At 67.5% G+C, this 17580-nt stretch carries 17 protein-coding genes and 1 tRNA gene; 8 read left to right on the plus strand and 10 right to left on the minus strand.

Going from position 1 to position 17580, the window contains the following annotated elements; all coding sequences use genetic code 11:
- Nucleotides 1-16 precede the first annotated feature (16 nt).
- Genes HRJ34_RS01200 through pgeF form a run of 4 tightly spaced genes read left to right on the plus strand, consistent with a single transcriptional unit; the run spans nucleotide 17 to nucleotide 2566 of the window.
- Nucleotides 17-433, plus strand: a complete 417-nt coding sequence (locus tag HRJ34_RS01200; RefSeq protein WP_319025633.1) for an endonuclease domain-containing protein — start codon at nucleotides 17-19, stop codon at nucleotides 431-433.
- Nucleotides 430-1500, plus strand: a complete 1071-nt coding sequence (gene aroC / locus HRJ34_RS01205) for a chorismate synthase (RefSeq protein WP_208633125.1) — start codon at nucleotides 430-432, stop codon at nucleotides 1498-1500. Before HRJ34_RS01200 ends, aroC begins: the two co-directional genes overlap by 4 nt.
- Nucleotides 1497-1796: an acylphosphatase gene (locus HRJ34_RS01210; protein ID WP_012050944.1), complete on the plus strand. Its 300-nt coding sequence runs from the start codon at nucleotides 1497-1499 to the stop codon at nucleotides 1794-1796. The genes aroC and HRJ34_RS01210 overlap by 4 nt, the downstream gene beginning before the upstream one ends.
- Entirely contained in the window at nucleotides 1793-2566 is a 774-nt protein-coding gene (gene pgeF / locus HRJ34_RS01215) for a peptidoglycan editing factor PgeF (RefSeq protein ID WP_208633126.1), read from the plus strand. The genes HRJ34_RS01210 and pgeF overlap by 4 nt, the downstream gene beginning before the upstream one ends.
- A gap of 46 nt (nucleotides 2567-2612) precedes the next feature.
- Here the strand turns inward: pgeF and HRJ34_RS01220 are convergent, their stop codons facing one another.
- A complete protein-coding gene (locus HRJ34_RS01220) occupies nucleotides 2613-3395 on the minus strand; it encodes a DUF1134 domain-containing protein (protein WP_208633127.1) in 783 nt (260 codons plus the stop codon).
- 155 nt (nucleotides 3396-3550) lie between these two features.
- Here HRJ34_RS01220 and HRJ34_RS01225 point away from each other — a divergent pair.
- Nucleotides 3551-3643, plus strand: a tRNA-Ser gene (locus HRJ34_RS01225).
- A 44-nt stretch (nucleotides 3644-3687) separates the two neighbouring features.
- Here HRJ34_RS01225 and HRJ34_RS01230 read toward each other — a convergent pair.
- Both HRJ34_RS01230 and HRJ34_RS01235 read right to left on the minus strand, forming a co-directional pair.
- A complete protein-coding gene (locus HRJ34_RS01230; RefSeq protein ID WP_012050947.1) occupies nucleotides 3688-4101 on the minus strand; it encodes a VOC family protein in 414 nt (137 codons plus the stop codon).
- Between the two features lie 16 nt (nucleotides 4102-4117).
- Nucleotides 4118-4612 (minus strand): MarR family winged helix-turn-helix transcriptional regulator, encoded by a 495-nt coding sequence (locus HRJ34_RS01235; RefSeq protein ID WP_012050948.1) that lies wholly within the window; start codon nucleotides 4610-4612, stop codon nucleotides 4118-4120.
- Between the two features lie 97 nt (nucleotides 4613-4709).
- Here HRJ34_RS01235 and HRJ34_RS01240 point away from each other — a divergent pair, with 97 nt between their 5' ends.
- Nucleotides 4710-6089: a sodium-dependent transporter gene (locus HRJ34_RS01240; protein ID WP_208633128.1), complete on the plus strand. Its 1380-nt coding sequence runs from the start codon at nucleotides 4710-4712 to the stop codon at nucleotides 6087-6089.
- Nucleotides 6090-6158: 69 nt separating this feature from the next.
- Nucleotides 6159-7334, plus strand: coding sequence for an aminotransferase class V-fold PLP-dependent enzyme (locus HRJ34_RS01245; protein ID WP_012050950.1), 1176 nt, complete (start codon nucleotides 6159-6161; stop codon nucleotides 7332-7334).
- 153 nt (nucleotides 7335-7487) lie between these two features.
- On the opposite strand, the gene HRJ34_RS01250 is transcribed toward HRJ34_RS01245, so the two are convergent.
- The 3 genes from HRJ34_RS01250 to HRJ34_RS01260 form a co-directional block, all read right to left on the minus strand.
- On the minus strand, nucleotides 7488-8540 hold the full coding sequence (locus tag HRJ34_RS01250; RefSeq protein ID WP_208633129.1) for a cupin domain-containing protein: 1053 nt from the start codon (nucleotides 8538-8540) through the stop codon (nucleotides 7488-7490).
- A 79-nt stretch (nucleotides 8541-8619) separates the two neighbouring features.
- Nucleotides 8620-8976: a hypothetical protein gene (locus HRJ34_RS01255; RefSeq protein WP_012050952.1), complete on the minus strand. Its 357-nt coding sequence runs from the start codon at nucleotides 8974-8976 to the stop codon at nucleotides 8620-8622.
- A gap of 1 nt (nucleotide 8977) precedes the next feature.
- The gene (locus tag HRJ34_RS01260) at nucleotides 8978-9178 is read right to left on the minus strand and encodes a hypothetical protein (protein ID WP_029993108.1); all 201 of its coding nucleotides are present in this window, start codon (nucleotides 9176-9178) and stop codon (nucleotides 8978-8980) included.
- A gap of 102 nt (nucleotides 9179-9280) precedes the next feature.
- On the opposite strand from HRJ34_RS01260, the gene HRJ34_RS01265 reads away from it, so the two are divergent.
- On the plus strand, nucleotides 9281-9775 hold the full coding sequence (locus tag HRJ34_RS01265) for a VOC family protein (protein ID WP_157783634.1): 495 nt from the start codon (nucleotides 9281-9283) through the stop codon (nucleotides 9773-9775).
- 108 nt (nucleotides 9776-9883) lie between these two features.
- On the opposite strand, the gene HRJ34_RS01270 is transcribed toward HRJ34_RS01265, so the two are convergent.
- From HRJ34_RS01270 to HRJ34_RS01285, 4 genes are all read right to left on the minus strand, one after another.
- A complete protein-coding gene (locus tag HRJ34_RS01270) occupies nucleotides 9884-12145 on the minus strand; it encodes a TonB-dependent receptor (protein ID WP_012050954.1) in 2262 nt (753 codons plus the stop codon).
- A gap of 185 nt (nucleotides 12146-12330) precedes the next feature.
- Nucleotides 12331-14238 carry a M61 family metallopeptidase gene (locus HRJ34_RS01275; protein WP_208633131.1) on the minus strand — a complete coding sequence of 636 codons (1908 nt, stop codon included), beginning with the start codon at nucleotides 14236-14238 and terminating at the stop codon, nucleotides 12331-12333.
- 229 nt (nucleotides 14239-14467) lie between these two features.
- Complete coding sequence (locus tag HRJ34_RS01280) at nucleotides 14468-15811, minus strand: alpha/beta hydrolase family protein (RefSeq protein ID WP_226948997.1); 1344 nt, start codon at nucleotides 15809-15811, stop codon at nucleotides 14468-14470.
- Nucleotides 15812-15941: 130 nt separating this feature from the next.
- The gene (locus HRJ34_RS01285) at nucleotides 15942-17540 is read right to left on the minus strand and encodes an FMN-binding glutamate synthase family protein (RefSeq protein ID WP_016747824.1); all 1599 of its coding nucleotides are present in this window, start codon (nucleotides 17538-17540) and stop codon (nucleotides 15942-15944) included.
- Between the last annotated feature and the right edge of the window lie 40 nt (nucleotides 17541-17580).

Below are 17580 nucleotides of genomic sequence, written 5' to 3' on the forward strand. Positions count from 1 at the left end.
GAAGGGTGAGGGCACGGTGAAGGCGATCGACGGAACCGAAGCCCTCGCGCGATCCCGCGCCCTTCGCCGGTCGGCGACGGACGCCGAAAGGATTCTCTGGCGCGAATTGCGGAACCGGCGGCTGGGCGGGTTCAAATTCCGCCGCCAGGTCTGGATCGGTCCGTTCATCGCCGATTTCGCCTGTGTCGAAGCGAAGCTGGTGGTCGAGGCCGATGGATCGCAGCATGGCGAAAATCGGGAATATGACGTAGGGCGCGATGCCTATCTGCGGAACGAGGGATATCGGGTGATCCGGGTCTGGAACAATGAAGTGGCGGGAAACCTGCCCGGCGTGCTCGAAGCGATCCGTTGCGCCCTGGTCGAGCGCGTGCCCTCACCCTCCCAAGCCTGCGGCTTGGGCCCCTCCCTCTCCCTCGGGGAGAGGGACGCATGAGCTTCAACAGCTTCGGCCGCGTCTTTCGCTTCTCGACCTGGGGGGAGAGCCATGGGCCCGCCATCGGCGCGGTGGTCGACGGCTGTCCGCCGGGCCTCGAGCTGAGCGAGGCCGATATCCAGCCGTGGCTCGACAAGCGCCGGCCGGGCACCTCGCGCTTCACCACCCAGCGGCAGGAGCCCGACCAGGTCCGCATCCTGTCGGGCGTGTTCGAAGGGCGGACCACCGGCACGCCGATCAGCCTGATGATCGAGAATGTCGACCAGCGCTCGAAGGATTATTCGGAGGTCGCGCTCGCCTATCGGCCCGGCCATGCCGACTATGCCTATGATGCCAAATATGGCTTCCGCGACCATCGCGGCGGCGGGCGATCCTCGGCGCGCGAGACGGCGTCGCGGGTGGCGGCGGGCGCGGTCGCGCGGCTGGTGATTCCAGAGGTCAGGATCCGGGCCTATCTGATCGAACTGGGCGGCGACAGGATCGATCCCGTCGCGTTCGACGATGCCGCGATCGACGAGAATCCGTTCTTCTGCCCCGATCGCGCGGCGGCGGCGCGCTGGGAAGCGATCGTCGACGATGCGCGCAAGGCCGGCTCCTCGGTCGGCGCCGTCGTCGAATGCGTCGCGGAGGGCGTGCCGGCCGGCTGGGGCGCGCCGCTCTACGCCAAGCTCGACAGCGAGCTGGCGGCGGCCTGCATGTCGATCAACGCGGTCAAGGGCGTCGAGATCGGCGACGGCTTCGCCGCGGCGCGGCTGACCGGCGAGAGCAACGCCGATCCGATGCGGCCCGGCAATGACGGCAAGCCGGTGTTCCTCGCCAACCATGCCGGCGGGATCGCGGGCGGCATCGCCACTGGCCAGCCGGTGGTGGTGCGGATCGCGCTCAAGCCGACCTCGTCGATCCTGACCCCGGTCGAGACGATCGGGCGCGACGGCAAGGCCGCCGACATCCGCACCAAGGGACGCCACGATCCCTGCGTCGGCATCCGCGCCGCGCCGGTGCTGGAGGCGATGGTCGCGCTGGTGCTGGCCGACCAGAAGCTGCTGCACCGGGCGCAGGTCGGATGAGCGGGGCCGATCGCCCCGACCGCATCGCCCGCCGCATCCATGTGAAGGGCAAGGTGCAGGGCGTCTGGTTCCGCGCCTGGACGGTCGAGCAGGCGGCCGAACTCGGCCTCGACGGCTGGGTGCGCAACCGCGCGGACGGCTCGGTCGAGGCGGTCGCTGCGGGACCGGCCGATCGGGTCGAGGAGATGATCGCGCGCTGTCGGCGTGGGTCGCCCGCGTCGCGGGTCGATTCGATCGATGTCGAGGATACGCCTGGCGTGGTCGCGCAGGGCTTCACCCAGAAGCCGACGGTATGAGCATGGCCGTCCGTCCGATCCGGATCGACGCGCTCGGCGCGCTGCCACATGGCTTCCTCGGCCGCGAGGGCGGGGTGTCGCAGGGCATCCATGCCGGGCTCAATGTCGGGCTGGGATCGGATGACGACCGCGACGCGATCCGCGAGAATCGTCGGCGGGCGGTCGAGGCGGTGGCGCCGGGCCATGATCTCGTCACGCTCCACCAGGTCCATTCGGCCGATGCGGTGGCGGTCACCGCACCCTTCGCCGACGATGAACGGCCGCATGCCGATGCGCTGGTCACCGACCGGCCGGGCCTGCTGCTCGGCATCCTCACCGCCGATTGCGTGCCGGTGCTGTTCGCCGATGCGGCGGCCGGCGTCGTCGGCGCGGCGCATGCCGGCTGGAAGGGGGCGCTGTCGGGGGTGGCCGACGCCACTCTGGTGGAGATGGAAGCGTTGGGCGCGGATCGCTCGCGCGTCGTTGCGGCGATCGGACCGTGCATCGCGCGGGCGAGCTATGAGGTCGACGAGGGCTTCGTCCGCCGCTTCGAGGCCGAGGATCCCGCCAATGAGCGCTTCTTCGCCGACGGCCGCCGCGTCGGCCACGCCCAGTTCGACATCGAAGCCTATGTCGCGCACCGGTTGGCGGCGGCCGGGGTGGGGCGGGTGATCGCGATCGGCGAGGACACCTATGCCCAGCCCGATCGCTTCTTCAGCTTCCGCCGGGCCACCCATCTGGGCGAGCCCGGCTATGGGCGGCAGATCTCGCTGATCGGGCTGCCCGGCTAAGAGTCTGTTTGGAAATGCGCCCTTCCGCGCATTTCCAAGCAGACTCTCAGAAGGGCACGATCTTCGATTTGTGGGTGAAGTTCATATAGCCGACATTGACGCCGAGCCGCCAGCCGACGCCGAGCCGGATCGGGATCATCACCACGTCGCCGCGGCGCAGATAGGTCGCGGTGAAGCCGCCGACGATATAAGCCGTGCCCTCGACCGCCGGGAAGCGATGATAGGCGTCGGCGGTGTCGAACAGATTGTAGACCAGCACGAAGCTCTTGGCGCCGTTGGCGCCGAGGTCGAAGCCCAGCGACGGGCCGGTCCAGTAGATCGGCTGCTGTCCCTCGACCTTGTGGAACAGCGTGCCCGAGCCGTAGCGCACGCCGACGATGATCGCGCCGCCGGCTTCGCGGCCCGCGATATAGGCGTTGGGGCGGCCCTGTTCGGCGAAGATCTTCTCGACCAGCTTGGCGAGGCCCTCGGCGCCCTTGCCGAACACGCCCTCGGCGGCGGCGAGGACGTCGTCCTGCGCATAGGTCGAATTGGCGGCGGCATCGGCGGCCTGGGCGCGGGCCGGCATCGGCGTGCCCTCGACGGTGACCGAATCGCCGGTGGCGACGTCGCTGCCGACGGCGGCGGCGTCGGTCGTGCCGGCCGGCGCGGCGGATGCGGCCTCAGCCGCTGGCGCCGAGACCCGGGTGCCGTAATTGGCCTCGCTCGCCGGAACGGGGGCGAGGTCGCTCGCGGCGTTGGGGTCGACCGTCCTGATCTGCGCCTGCGCCGTGCCCGAAAGCGCGAGCGCCATCGCCCCCGCCATGCCGAGCACCATCCCCTTGACCATGCCTGTTCTCCGCAAACCGCTTCGCCTGTTGTCTGGTAAAGCCTCTTTTGGCGGATGCTGCAATGAATCGAACCTGAATATTGATGGCGGAAAATGCATCGAGAGGCGGTTGATCAGAGCGCACCTGCTCGCTATAGCGCGGCCTCTGCCTCGCCGGAGACGTGGGTGAGTGGCTGAAACCAGCGGTTTGCTAAACCGCCGTACGGGGATTACTCGTACCGAGGGTTCGAATCCCTCCGTCTCCGCCAGATCCTGCTGAAAACAAGGATTTATCGGTTGGCTGCCCGCCGTGTCAGGCGAGCGGGGGCGGTTCGATCCAGCGGAAGAATTCGACGAAATAGCCGCCGGGGTCGCACACGCGGAACTCGGTGGTGCGGCCGCGGCAGCCGGGCTGGAAGCCGTCGTCGGGTCCGAGGCAGCCCGCGGCCGCAAGGCGGTCGCGCCATTGTTCCAGCTGATCGGTCTCGATCGAGAGCGTTGCGCCCTTGTTGAGGCCGGGCACCGGGCGCTGGCTGCCGCTCACCGCATCGACGAGGCCGAGGCTGTGGCCCGGGGCGACGCGCAGCAGCACCAGCCAATCCTGGTCGAAATAGGGCTCGAACCCCAGCACCTCGCGATACCAGCGTATCGCGGCGGCGAGGTCGTCATAGTAGAAGAAGGTGATGGTCCCGGCGATGTCGGGCCTGCCCTCCACCGGTCCCGTCATCGCGACGCAGCCACCGTCATTGATAGAAATCGATGTTCTGCTCGACCCGGTTGAGCGTGGCGCGCAGCGTGTCGAGCTCCGCGCGCGACAGGCCGGCGAGCGCTTCCTGCTGGTGACGGTAGGCGGTCAGCAGGATCGCTTCGAGCTTCTCGATCCCGGCCGGGGTCAGCGTCACCTCGGTCGCGCGCGAATCCTCGGTCGAGGCCTGGCGCGTCGCCAGGCCGTCGGCCTCGAGCTGCATGATCACGCGGCTGACCGTGGGTTGCTCCATCAGCGCCTGTTCGGCGATCTTGCCGATGGTGAGCGTGCCGTAGGACCGCAGCACGCTCATCACGCGCCAGCGCGACGGCTTGATCCCCTGGCTGCGCAGGCGCGCCTGCAGCCTCTGGTCGAGCCGGTTGGTCAGCCGATAGAGTTGGTAGGGGAGATAGTCGTTGAGCCAGCTATTCCCGGCCTGCGCCTCTTCGAGGCTCGATCGCGCGGTTTCGCGGGTCTTTTGCGGCTTGGTCACACGCGGCAGCTTATAGCAACTATTGCGCTGGTCAATCGGGCAAACAGCATATACAGATAATAAAACATATATAAATGGATGTTTTATGGAGGGGCGTTTGGCTGACAATCCGGCTGGTGCATCGCGCGCGAACGAACAATGGTCGTCCCGGCTGTCGTTCATCTATTCGATCGGCGCGGCGGCGATCGGCCTGGGGACGCTGTGGCGCTTCCCCTATGTCGCGGGGGCCAATGGCGGCGGCGCCTTCGTCATCCTCTACGCGCTGTTCGTGGTCGCGATCTGCGTTCCGCTGATGATCGCCGAAATGGCGATCGGCCGGCGCGGCCATGGCAGCGTGATGGCCAGCGTCGACGCCGCGATCGCGGCGAGCGGCGGATCGCGGGGCTGGCGCGTCGTCGGCCTGCTCGGCCTGCTGATCCCCTTCTTCGGGCTCAGCTATTACAGCATCGTCGCCGGCTGGGCGATCGACTACAGCGTCCTGTCGGTGACGCAGGGCTTCGCCGGCTTCGATGCGGAGCGGTCGCGCACCGCCTTCGGGGCGCTGACGGCGTCGCCGGTGCGGGGCGGGCTGCTCCAGCTCGGCTTCATCATGGCGACCGCGGCGGTCGTCGGGCTGGGCGTGCAGCGCGGGATCGAGACCGTGTCGCGGATCAAGATGATCGCGCTGTTCGCGATCCTGATCGGCCTGGTCATCTACAACGCGATCACGATCGGGCTGATGCCCAGCGCCGTCTTCCTGCTCGAACCCGATTTCGCGGCGCTCGGCGCGACCGGCGCGCTGACCGCACTCGGCCAGGCGCTGTTCTCGACCGCGATCGGCGCCGGCGTGCTGATGACCTACAGCGCCTATCTGCCCGCCAACGCATCGCTGCCGCGATCCTCCTTCGCGCTGGCGGGCGGGGTGATCGTCGTCGCGCTGCTGACCGGCTTCGCGATCTTCCCCGCCGTGCTCGCCTACGGCCTCAAGCCCACCGAGGGCCCCAACCTGATCTTCGTCACCCTGCCTGTCGTGTTCGGACAGATGGCGGGCGGGCGGATCATCGCCATCTTCTTCTTCGGGCTGATCGCGCTGGGCGCCTTCACCACCGCGGTCGGCATGCTCGAGCCGGTGGTCGCCCGGCTGCGCGAGAAGCTGCCGCTCGGCCGCGCCCCGCTCGCCGTCGGCGCCGGGCTGGCGATCTGGCTGATCGGCCTGCCGTCGCTGCTGTCGTTCAACATATTGTCGGATGTCCACCCGCTCGCCGCCTTCGGCCTGGAGAAGGAGACGGCGTTCGACCTGCTCGACTTCACCATCGCCAACCTGATGCTGCCCGCCAGCGCGCTGATGCTCGCGCTGTTCGTCGGCTGGCGGTGCCGGGCGATCGTCGGCCCCGGCGACACCGGCCTCGGTCCCCGCGGTTTCAGGCTCTGGGCCCTGATCATCCGCTATGTCGCCCCGCTCGCCATTTTCGGGCTCGCTGTCCACCTGCTCGGCTAGATCATGCTATACATATAGTCATCTTCATATATATATGAATGCATAAGGACGAGATGGAGCAAGATCCGCATGACCGCTGAAGCCGATTTCGGCCAATTTCGCGCGCAGTTCCCGACCACCGAGACGATGGTCTACCTCAACAGCGGATCCTACGGCCTGCTCGGCAACAGCGCGCGCGCGGCGATGGAGGCCTATCTGGCCGACCGGATCGCCAAGGGTGCCGACTGGGGCGCCTGGGTGGCGCTGGAGGAGGAGGTCCGCCGGCGCATGGCGCGGCTGCTGGGCGGCGACGTCGACGAGGTCGCGGTGACGGCGTCGGCATCGGCGGGCATCAACGCGGTGGCGAGCAGTGTCGACTTCTCGACGCGGCGCAAGGCGGTGGTCAGCAATTACGAATTTCCGACCAGCGCGCAGATCTGGCACGCGCAGGAGAAGCGCGGCGCGCAGGTCGTCCATGTCGCGGAGGCCGAGGATCGCACCATCCCGCTCGCCCATTTCGACGCGGCGATCGACCGCGACACCGCGATCGTCGCGCTGTCGCACGTCTGCTACCGGCATGGCGGCAAGCTTCCCGCCGACCGGATCCGCGAGATCGTCCGGATCGCGCATGAGCGCGGCGCGCTGGTGATCCTCGATTGCTACCAGTCGATCGGCACCGAGCAGATCGACGTGCGCGCGCTGGGCGTTGATTTCTGCGTCGGCGGCATGCTCAAATATCTGCTCGGCTCGGCGGGCAGCGGCTTCCTGTGGGTGCGCGCGGCGCTGACCTCCGCGCTGGCGCCGACCACGTCGGGCTGGTTCGCCCAGGCCGACACCAATGCGATGGACATCTTCGCGCACGATCCCAGCCCCAGCGCGCGCCGCTTCCAGGGCGGCACCCCGCCGGTGCCGAGCCTCTATGCGGCCAAGGCGGGGCTCGACCTGATCCTCGATCTCGGCGTCGATGCGATCGAGGGGCGGGTGCGCGCGCTCACCCGGCTCGCACTCGATCGGCTGGCGGAGGCGGACATCGCCGTCGCGACGCCGGAGGACGATGCGCTGCGCGGCCCGATGATCGCGATCCCGGTGCGGGACGAGGATGCGTTCGTCGCGCAGCTGTTCGCGCAGAACATCGTGACGTCGAGCCGCGACGGCAACATCCGCGCGGGCTTCCACGCCTATAATGACGAAGCCGATGTCGAGCGCTTCGTCGACGCGCTGGTCCGCAGCGGCCAGTGCTTCGCCCGGCGGGAAGCGGTGGGGTAGGGTGGTTTTCCCACTCGTCACCCCAGCGCAGGCTGGGGTCCATGTCTGTTTTCTCCTCAGATGCCATCTGGCTGATGAGAGACATGGACCCCAGCCTGCGCTGGGGTGACGGGCAAAAGGATCGTCGTTAGGCTTGGCGGCCCCCTCAAGGCCTCAATAGTTGATCCCGGGATTGTCGCCGGGGTGGATGAGTCCGACCACGTCCATGCCGTCGGGATGGGTGCATTGCAGCGAGTGGCGATGCTTGCGCGGGAAGAAGATCACGTCGCCGGCGCGGACGCGGGCGCGGACGCCTTCGTTCCAGATCACGCCTTCGCCCGACAGGATGATCAGCGCTTCCTCGTAGAGGTGGCGATGCATCTCGGCGCGCGATTGCGGGATATGGCCGATGAACTGCGTCGCGGTGGTCGATCCGATCCGCTTGTCGACGAGCATCTGGAAATAGCGCGGCCCCATGGCGTGGCGCTGGCCCTCGTCGACGCCGACGGTGCGGTCGGGCCAGCGGGCGTCGAAACCGTCGGGCATCTCCGCCAGCTCGCCGAGCGCGTCGGTGGCGGGACAGGCGTGGATATGTACGCCGAGCGGCGCGTCACCCTGCTGGGTGAAGCGGAACGCCTCGCCGCCCCGGACATAGACGCCCATGTTCCTGGCGAGGGCGAAGCTCCGCCCGGAAATCTCGACGCTGCCCTGTCCGGCCATCGTCCAGAGGACGACGTCGCCGGCGGCGGAAGCGAGCACGGGCGATTGGCCGCGCCGCAACTCGCCGTAGAACTGCGCCTGATGCTGCGCGCCCATCGCGGTCGACACGATCGTCCGGCACCACCAGTCGCCGGCGGTCGCGGGGCGGGTCGCCTCGGCGGCGATCACATAGCAATGGCCGTCGAGCGAGCGGATTCCCTCCGCGTCGCTTTCCGCCCAGGGCAGGTCCTCGGCCCGTTCGGCTTCCTCGGCATAGCCGCCGGGCAGGTTGCTGTGCGCGCCGTCGCAGAAGGGGCCCGTCGCGGTCTGCTTGCAGCCGCAGAACAGCACTTCCTCGCCATCGACGGTGCAGTCGTAGCGGATCGGCTCGATGCCGGTGCCTTCGTGCGAACGGCCGTCGCAAAAGGGCTGCCGCTTCGATCGCCCGCAGGCGCACCAGAGATAGGAACGCCCGGCCTTCAATTCCTTGTAGAACGGCTTGCGGCTTGCCACGACGGCATCGCCCATCGATATTCTCCCTGAACGCACGACTGTGCCGTCGCCCCGTCAATGCGGCCGGCGACGGCAGGACCCGGTTGTCGACCGACTATTCGAGCCAGAGCGGCCGGTCGATCTCGTACCAGATCTCAACTTCCATGTTGCGGTGATCCATCACGCCCAGGTGATAGGGATCGTTCTTCTTATATTCGGCATAGGGCCCCGGATAGTCGTGGCGCCGCTTCTTGTACGCCTCGAAGCTCGCCAGGTCCTCATATTCCCAGACGATGAAATGGCGGCCGCTATTGGGGCCCGCGATCTCCTTGACGTAGTAGCGCAGGCTCTTCCATTCCTTGAACAGGTGGCGGTTGGCGCCGACCCATTTCAGGAAATTGGTCATCGCGGCGTCGTGTTCGGCTTCCTTGCCCTGGATCGGAAACCAGCTTTCGGCTTCGAAAATCGCCATGTCAGCGCGCTCCCCTGCCGCCGCCGAACTCGCCGCCATAGAGGCGCGCGACGCGTTCCAGCTCGGCATCGCTGGGCCGGCGCGGGTCGGCGCCCGTCGACACAGCGGCAGCAGCAGCCGGCGCGCCGACCGCGACGCCCGCCACCGCGAGCGAGGCGAGCCCCAGCGCCTGGCGACGGCTGGTGACCAGTTTCTCGTCCATCTCCTGTCCTTTCATGGTGATCCAGTGGGTCGGAAGTCTAGAATGGACTGGATTTATGTCAATTCATTTCATATGAAAACGCATATTTATTGGGAGATCGAAATGCGGATTATCGGCCTGGCGCTCACGCTTCTGGGGACGGCCTGCGCGCTTCCCCCGGCCACTGCCGAACGGCCGGCGGCTCCGGCCGCCCCCGCCTCGGCGCCGATCAAGGGGCAGATGACCTTCCTCTACTACAAGGACCTGCCGGCCGCCGCCGCCTTCTACGAGAAGCTGCTCGGCACGCCGCCGCAGGACACGCCGGCCTGGGTGCGGCTGTTCGACCTGACCGACACCGCGACGCTGGGGCTGGTCAACGCGCAGGACGGGACGCTGCGCCCGGCCGACAACAAGCCGGTGATGGTGACGGTGGTGGTCGACGGCGTCGCCGCGGTCGACGCCTGGTACGACCGCGTCCGCGCGCAGGGGATCGCGATCAGCGAGGAGCGCAAGACGACGCGGCTCGACGACAAGCGGTCGATCCATGCCTTCATCTTCAAGGACCCCGAGGGCTATGCGATCGAGATATTGAGCTGGACGGCGAGCCAGCCGGGCTGAGCCGGCCGGCCTTCTTCGGTGACAAGGAAAACCCCCGCCGGCGGGATGCCGACGGGGGTTTTTCTTCGCGGGTGGCAGGCGGCGACCGAATGGCCGCCGCCGCCAGGATCAGAACTTCACGCTGCCCCGCACGCCCCAGCGCCGCAGTCCCGGCACCACGGCGGCGCCGTTGGCGAAGCCGAAGTCGAACGATGCGGTGTAATATTTCTTGTCGAACAGGTTCTCGACATAGCCGACGATGCGGAAGCGGTCATTCTCCACGCCGATCCGCAGATTGGCCTTGCCATAGCCCTTCACCTCATAGGGGAAGCGCGGCTGGCCGGTCAGCACCGCGGCGATGTTGTTGACCGTGGTGTAGGCGTCGTCGGTGTAGAAATATTCGCCGCGCACGAACGCCTCGAAATCGCCGGTCAGCGGCACGGTATATTGCGCGAAGGTCGACAGCGTCCATTCTGGAGCCTTGGGCAGCGGCTTGCCCGACAGGTCGACCGTGCCGAAATTGGTGCGCGCATCGGCGAACTTGTCGAACCGCGCCTTGAGATAGCCGATGTTCAGCCCGAGTTCGAGCTGGTCGGTCGGCGCGGCGAGCAGTTCGAGCTCGGCGCCCTTGCTGGTCGCGCTGGCCGCGTTCGAAATGCCGGCATAGTTGATGATGTTGCCGTTGGCGTCGCGGCCGATCACGCCCGAGCTGACCTGCACGTTGTTCCAGTCGATGTAGAACAGCGCGAGGTTGGCGCGCAGGCGGTTGTCGAGCAGGGTGCTTTTCACGCCAACTTCGTAGTTCCACAGCGTCTCCGCGCCGAAGTCGCTGCGCGCGCGCTGCGGATCGAGCTCGAAGCCGCCCGATTTCCAGCCCTTCGAGGCGCTCGCGTAGAGATTGACGTGGTCCGCCGCCTTATATTTGATCACGAAGCGCGGCGACACGTCGCTGAAGCTGCGGCTGCCCTGCACGGCCTGGAGCGGACCGCCGAACTCGATCTGGTCCTCGAACCGCTTGATCTTGTCGTGCGAATAACGGGCGCCGGCGGTCAGCGAGAGCGCGTCGGTGACGTCGAAGGTCGCCTCGGCGAACAGCGCCTTTGACGTGATCTTCTGGTTGTAGTGCGACAGCTCGATCGGGAAATCCTCGGGCAGGCCGATATCGTTCTGGACGCCCGCCGCGATGAACTCGCCCTCGCGATGCTTGTCCTGCGCATAGACGGCGCCGACGATCCAGTTCAGCCGCTTGTCGCCGACCGACTGGACGCGGAATTCCTGCGAGAAGCTCTTGCGCCGTTCATAGTTGAAGCCTTCGCGCAGGAAGTCGACGCTCGAGAAGTCGAGCTCGCCGCTGCGGTCGAACTTGGCCGAGCCGTAGCCGGTGATGCTGGTGACGCCGACATTCTCGCCGGTCCAGGCGACCCGGCCGACGGCGATGTGATATTCGTTGTCCACCACCAGCGGCGCGTCATGCGCATAGTTGCGGCGGTTGTTCGGATAGAAGCCGAGGTTGGAATCGACCGGGCAGGAGAAGGTGACGCCCGGGCAGATCGACTTGATGAAGTCGCTCAGCACGCCGGTGTGGATCAGGCCGAAATCGTCGTCCTTCTCACGCGTGTAGTTGTACGACAGGTCGATCGTCAGCTGCTCGGTCGGCGTCGCGCGGAGCGAAAGGCGCGCCGCCTTGTAGTCGCGGCCGTTGCCGCCGCCGATCGGCGCCTTGTTGTTGAACTCGCCGTTGGAGGTTTCCCATTTGCCGGCGGCGCGGATCGCGACCATGTCGTTCAGTGGCACGTTGACCATGCCGCCCAGCTCGTAGCTGCCGAAGCGGCCCGCCATCGCGTTCACCTCGCCGGCGAAGCCCCGCGTATCGGGCTTCGCGGTGTTGAGGCTCATCACGCCGCCCGACGCGTTGCGTCCGAAATAGGTGCCCTGCGGCCCGCGCAGCACCTCGATCCGCTCCATGTCGATCAGGTGCGGGTTGAGCGCGATGTTCGAGATGTTGAAATCGTCGAGATAGATGCCGAACGACGACGCGTTGCCGCCGACGTTCGAGATGCCGCGCAGCGCCAGGCCGAGCGCGCTGCTCGACACGTTGTTGCCGCTCCGCACCGGGCTGTCGGTGATGAAGACGTTGGGCGTGTTCTGGAAATAGGCGCCGACGTCCTGGATGTTCGCGCGCTGCAGTTCCTGCGTGTTGAACGCGGTCACCGCGACCGGCACGTTCTGGATGCTTTCGCTGCGCCGCTGGGCGGTGACGACGATGTCCTCCAGCCCCTGATTCTCAGCCTCGGCCGCGGCCTGCGCCGATGCCTGGCCGCTGATCGCCAGCAAGGCCGCGATCGCGCTGCCGCTCGCCATGCGCAGCATCTGGTTGGTCATCCTTCTCATTGGTCCAGCCTCCCTTTCATCGCCCTGTTCCGGCGTCCATGGGTCGAGCTTCTGCCGCCCCTCGACACCGGTATAATTAGTTTATGCCTAAAAGTGTATATGAAAATGAATAGATTTTTGCAGATATGAAAATGGCCTGATAGGCCGTTTGGAAATGCGGTTTCACCGCATTTCCAAACCGACCCTCATCGCGGGGCGAAGATGGCGTCGAGCCGCGCGGGCGCCGACGAATCGCGTTCCAGCCGCGGATAGCGCAGCCCCATGGCGCAGGCGACCCTGACGTCGCGCACCGCGTCGGCGCGCCTGACCGTCAGCGTCAGCGGGTCGGCGCGTCCCTTGCAGGCTGCGACGGCCTGGACGAGGCGGCCGGGGTCATAGCTCCGGCCGTCGACCGCGAGGATCTGGGTGCCGATCGTCAGTTCGGCGGCGAAGGCGGGGCCGTCCCACACCACGTCGGTGATCGTGCCGCCCTTGTCCGCTGTCAGCCCGATCGACCAGCTCAGGTCGGTGACGCCGCGCTGCGCCTCTCCGCTGCGGAAGAAGGCGGTCGGCGTGTCGCCATAGACCAGGCGGTAGCCGCCGCGCGCCAGCCCGTCGAGCGGCGCGTCCGGCGCGACCTTGTCGACGCGGTCGTGGAAATAGCGGGCCCAGTCCCACGGGGCGACCGCGTTCAATCCGGCGACGACGTCGTCGAACACATAGGGGACCGGCCGATAGGAGCCGTCGTCGATCGAGAAGAAGGCGCGCACGAAATCGTCGAGGCTGCGCTTGCCGCCCGACAGCGCGCGGATGCGCGTGTCGACGTCGAGCCAGATCAGCTGCCCCTCCAGATAATAGTCGGACCCGCGCTGCCAGTTGGGCCAGGGCTGCGCGCCTTCGGCGTAGATCGAATGATTGGTGGTGTCGATCAGCGGACGCCATTGCCGGCCGGTCCGATTCTGCATCGTCGCGGCGCTCAATGCGACATTGTCGAGCCCTTCCTGCACGCTGTGCAGCCCCGAGCGGACCGACAGCACCGCGCCGAGATAGCGCGTCAGTCCTTCATAGACCCACAGCAGGCTGTTCTGCATCGGCGTGTCGAGCGTGGGCGTCAGCAGGTCCGCGCCGCGGCGGAACTTGCCGTTCCAGCTGTGGACGAATTCGTGCGGCAGCAGCTCCCGGCTCGGCGCGGTGCCGGCCCAGTCGGTGAAATAGTCGGGCACCGTGAAATTCTCGCTCGACCGGCTGTGCTCGGCGCCGAGGCTGCCGATCCTCCCGGTCAGGCCGAGCAGGAAATCATAATGGTCGTAATGGCGCGATCCGAACAGCTTGAGGCTCTGGTCGACCAGCCGGCGATGCGCCTCGATCTGCGCGGGGGCAGCGGCGAGCAGCTCGGGCCGATCGGCGAAGACCGCCAGCCCGACCGGCGCGTTCGATTCGTCGAGCTTGTAGCGCGCCGCATAGCGGCCGGCGAGGATCGGGGAGTCGACCAGCGTCTCATAGTCGACCGGCTTGAAGCGGATCACGCCGTCGGCGACGCCGTCGGTCGTGAGCGCGGTGGCGAACTGCCAGCCGTCGGGCAGGCGCACCGATGCCTGCACCGTCATCCGCCGCGAGGGATAGCCCGCCGGATAGGGCGCCAGCGACGTCCATTGCAGGTCGATCATCTCCGGGCTCACCTCGATCCGGCCCATCTTCGGATCGGTGGGGGAGAGATATTGGAAGCCGAGTTCGATCGTATCCGCGCCTTCCGGCACGTCGACATGGATCGCGTGCATCATCACCGGATCGCGCTTCCAGCCGATCTCGGCTCCCCCGGCGCGCAGCGTCAGCCCGGCGATCCGCGCGATCGGCCCCGACGGGGCGTGATGGCCCGGCACCCAGCGCGGGAAATAGATCGTCATCGGCCCCGGCCCGGCGACGGGCAGGACCATCGTCCCGCGCAGGATCGCGCGCGAGACGTCGCGCGCGTCGATCGTCAGCCGGATGACGCCCGGATAGTCGGCATCGCGCAATGCCGCGCCGGCCTGTGGCGATCCCATGCCCTGCGCCTGCGCCGCATGCGGCGCCAGAACGAGAAGCGCGGCACACGCCGCCGCAACCTTGCCGATCATCGATAGTCCTCCCCGTCGACGCCGGGCGACTCCGGCGATCATTAATTTTATATCATATGATTTTGTATATTTATCAAGCCGACCTGCCGATAGGGGGCATGTCCGCCCCAATCGTCATTCCCGCGAAAGCGGGAATCCATGGACAGCGGGCCGCAAGAGACGGAATGTTCCGTGACCGTGGATTCGCGCTTTCGTGGGAATGACGGAGAACAGGAGAGATCGGCAGACTCTATTTCCGCTGCGACCCGTCGCCGCGGGGCCGGGCGATGTCGACCTGAGGATAGTCGTCCGCGATCCGGCCCTGCCGGACGAAATCGGCCATCATCCGGAAATAGGTCTCGGGCTGGCGGGTGGAGAGGCGTTCGCCGTCCGGGCCCGGCTCATATTCGAATATGCCGTGCTCGGTGCGGGGGAAGACGGCGAGCGAGATCGGGCGGCCGTCCGCGATCAACTGCCTGAGGCGTCGCGAGGTCTCCCCGCTCGGCGCGTCGAGGTCGTCGGCGGCGAGCGCCCAGAGCTGCGGGACGGCGAGGTTGCGCAGGATCGGCATCGGATCATGGTGGAGGGGGATGCCGGCGAACAGCGCCGGCCCGCGCGCGCGCAGCTCCGCTTCGGGCGTTTGAAGGAAGACGTGCGTCACGTCGCCGCGGACGAAGCGGAACCAGGGTTCGTCCTTGTACCGGGCGCGCGCGGCTTCGAGCCGGTCGAAGCCGGCGGTGAAGTTGCTGCTCAGGATCGCGATGCTGGCCTCGGCGAAGTCGAGCGCCTTGGCGACGACATCGGGCCCGTAGCCGCCGAGCCTGATGCCTTCGGCGATCGCCTCGCGCTCCTCGTCGAGTGGCGATACCGCCAGTCCGAAGCCGACGATGACGAAGTCGACGGGCTCGATCTTCGCCGCGAGCGGCGCGACCCAGCCGCCCTGGCTTCCGGCCTGATAGCCGATCCGTCCCGCGCGGTCGCCGGCGAGCCGCCGCGCCGCGCGCGCCGCGGCGATCGCATCCTCGGCAAGGACGAGATAGTCCTGGGTATAGCGTCCGCCCGAGGCGCCGGTGCCGCGTTTGTCATAGACGAACGCGCCGATGCCGACGGCGGGGAACAGGCGCTGGAGCGCGTAGAAATCGCGCGCCGAATCATGCTCCGACCCATGGACCAGTATGATGATCGGCACCTTGCCGCCGCCCCTGGGCAGCACCAGCCGTCCGCCGAGCGTCGCGTCGCCGCTGGCGAAGCGCGTCTCGCGCACGTCGAAATCGATGCGGCGGCCGGTGACGCCGTGCAGGTCGATCGCCGCGTCGCCGCAGGCGCCGAAGCTGACGTCGTTCCCGTCCGGCCGGTCCGTCCAGCCGAGCGTGCTGCGCCAATCGCCGCCTTCACCGGGCGTGAGCAGGCCGGTGCGGCCATCCGTCCTCCGCCACCGCAGCTTCCCGTCCGGGGCGTTGCCGATGTCGAGGATCGATCCGTCGGCCAGCGCATAGGCGCCGACATGGCAGGCGGGGGCGCTCTCCTGCGCGGCGAGCAGCGGCGTGGCCGTCAGGCCCGCGACGATCGCGATCAGGATTTCAGGCAGTTTCATGGCCATGGCTCGCTCTGCCTTTCACTGGAAAGCCCGAAGCTGTGCCGAACAGGAACGCAGCGCCCGGCCATTCTGCTCCACCTTGGCGACCTCGCGCCGACGCCGCGCTCGCTCCTGCGATGAGGCGGCCTCACTGCGCGAGATCGAAGCTGTCGGCGCGCGCGAGGCGCCAGATGCGATCGTAGAAATCATGGTCGCACCGGTCGTTCAGGAGCTCGCCCGGTTCGAGATAGACGTGGAGCTGCGAAAACAGCCGGACCTCGGTCAGGCTCACCCGGCGGACGAGGTGGTGCGGGCTGATCTGGCTCGGATGCTCGAGCCCGGCAGCGGCGATCATCTCGGCGAGCCCGGCCAGCGTGTTGCGATGGAAATTGTCGACGCGCTCGGCCTTGTCGGACACCACCAGCGCGCGCTGCCGGGCCGGGTCCTGCGTGGCGACGCCGACCGGGCAGCGGTTGGTGTGGCAGGAGAGCGACTGGATGCAGCCGAGCGCGAACATGAAGCCGCGTCCGGCATTGGTCCAGTCGGCGCCGAGCGCGAGCACCGCCGCGATGTCGAAGGCGCTGACGATCTTGCCCGCCGCGCCGACCCTGATCCGCCCGCGCAGGCCGGCGCCGACCAGCGTGTTGTGGACGAACAGCAGCCCCTCCCGCATCGGCAGGCCGAGATGGTCGGTGAACTCCAGCGGCGCGGCGCCGGTGCCGCCTTCGCCCCCGTCGACGACGATGAAGTCGGGCAATATCCCGGTTTGGCGCATCGCCTTGACCATCCCCATGAACTCCCACGGGTGGCCGATGCAGAGCTTGAATCCCACGGGCTTGCCCTTGGACAGCTCGCGAAGCCTGCCGATGAACTCCATCATCTCCACCGGGGTCGAGAAGGCGCGATGGCGGGACGGCGATATGCAGTCCTCGCCCATCGGAACGCCGCGCGTCACCGAGATCTCGGCGGTGACCTTGGCGGCGGGCAGGATGCCGCCATGCCCAGGCTTGGCGCCCTGGCTCATCTTGATCTCGATCATCTTCACCTGGGGATCGGCCGCCTGCTCCGCGAACCGGGCCGCGTCGAAATTGCCGTCGGCGGTGCGGCATCCGAAATAGCCCGAGCCGATCTCCCAGATCAGGTCGCCGCCGGCTTCGCGGTGATAGGGGCTGATGCTGCCTTCGCCGGTATCATGCGCGAAGCCGCCCATCTTCGCGCCCTTGTTCAGCGCCCTGATCGCATTGGCGCTGAGCGAGCCGAAGCTCATCGCCGAGATGTTGAAGATCGACGCGCTGTAGCGCTGCGCGCACTGGTCGCCGCCGATCGCCACCCGGAAGGTCGCGGGATCGGCGACCGGGGCGGGGCGCACCGAATGGGCGATGAACTCGTATCCGGCCGCGTAGACGTTCTGGAGCGTGCCGAACGCCCGCTCGCTGCTCTCGTTCTTCGCCCGCGCATAGACGAGCGCCCGCTGGCTGCGGGAAAAGGGCGTCTGCTCGTCGTCGCCCTCGATCAGATATTGCCGGATCTCGGGCCGGATATCCTCGAACAGCCAGCGCAGGCGGCCGACGACCGGATAGTTGCGGCGTACCGAATGCAGCGGCTGGGCGAGGTCGTAGATGCCGAGCAGGGAGAGCAGGGCGCTCGCCGCGAACAGCGGCATCGCCCACACCGCGGGCAGGTAATAGCCCGACACGAGTGCGGTGATCAGGCAGAGCGCGAACGCTGTGAACCGGGTGAAAATCACGCAGGCCTCTCCTTGCCGGCAGGGGGATGGCCACCGGCAT

The sequence above is a fragment of the Rhizorhabdus wittichii genome (genome assembly GCF_017607425.1).
Classification (GTDB): domain Bacteria; phylum Pseudomonadota; class Alphaproteobacteria; order Sphingomonadales; family Sphingomonadaceae; genus Rhizorhabdus; species Rhizorhabdus wittichii.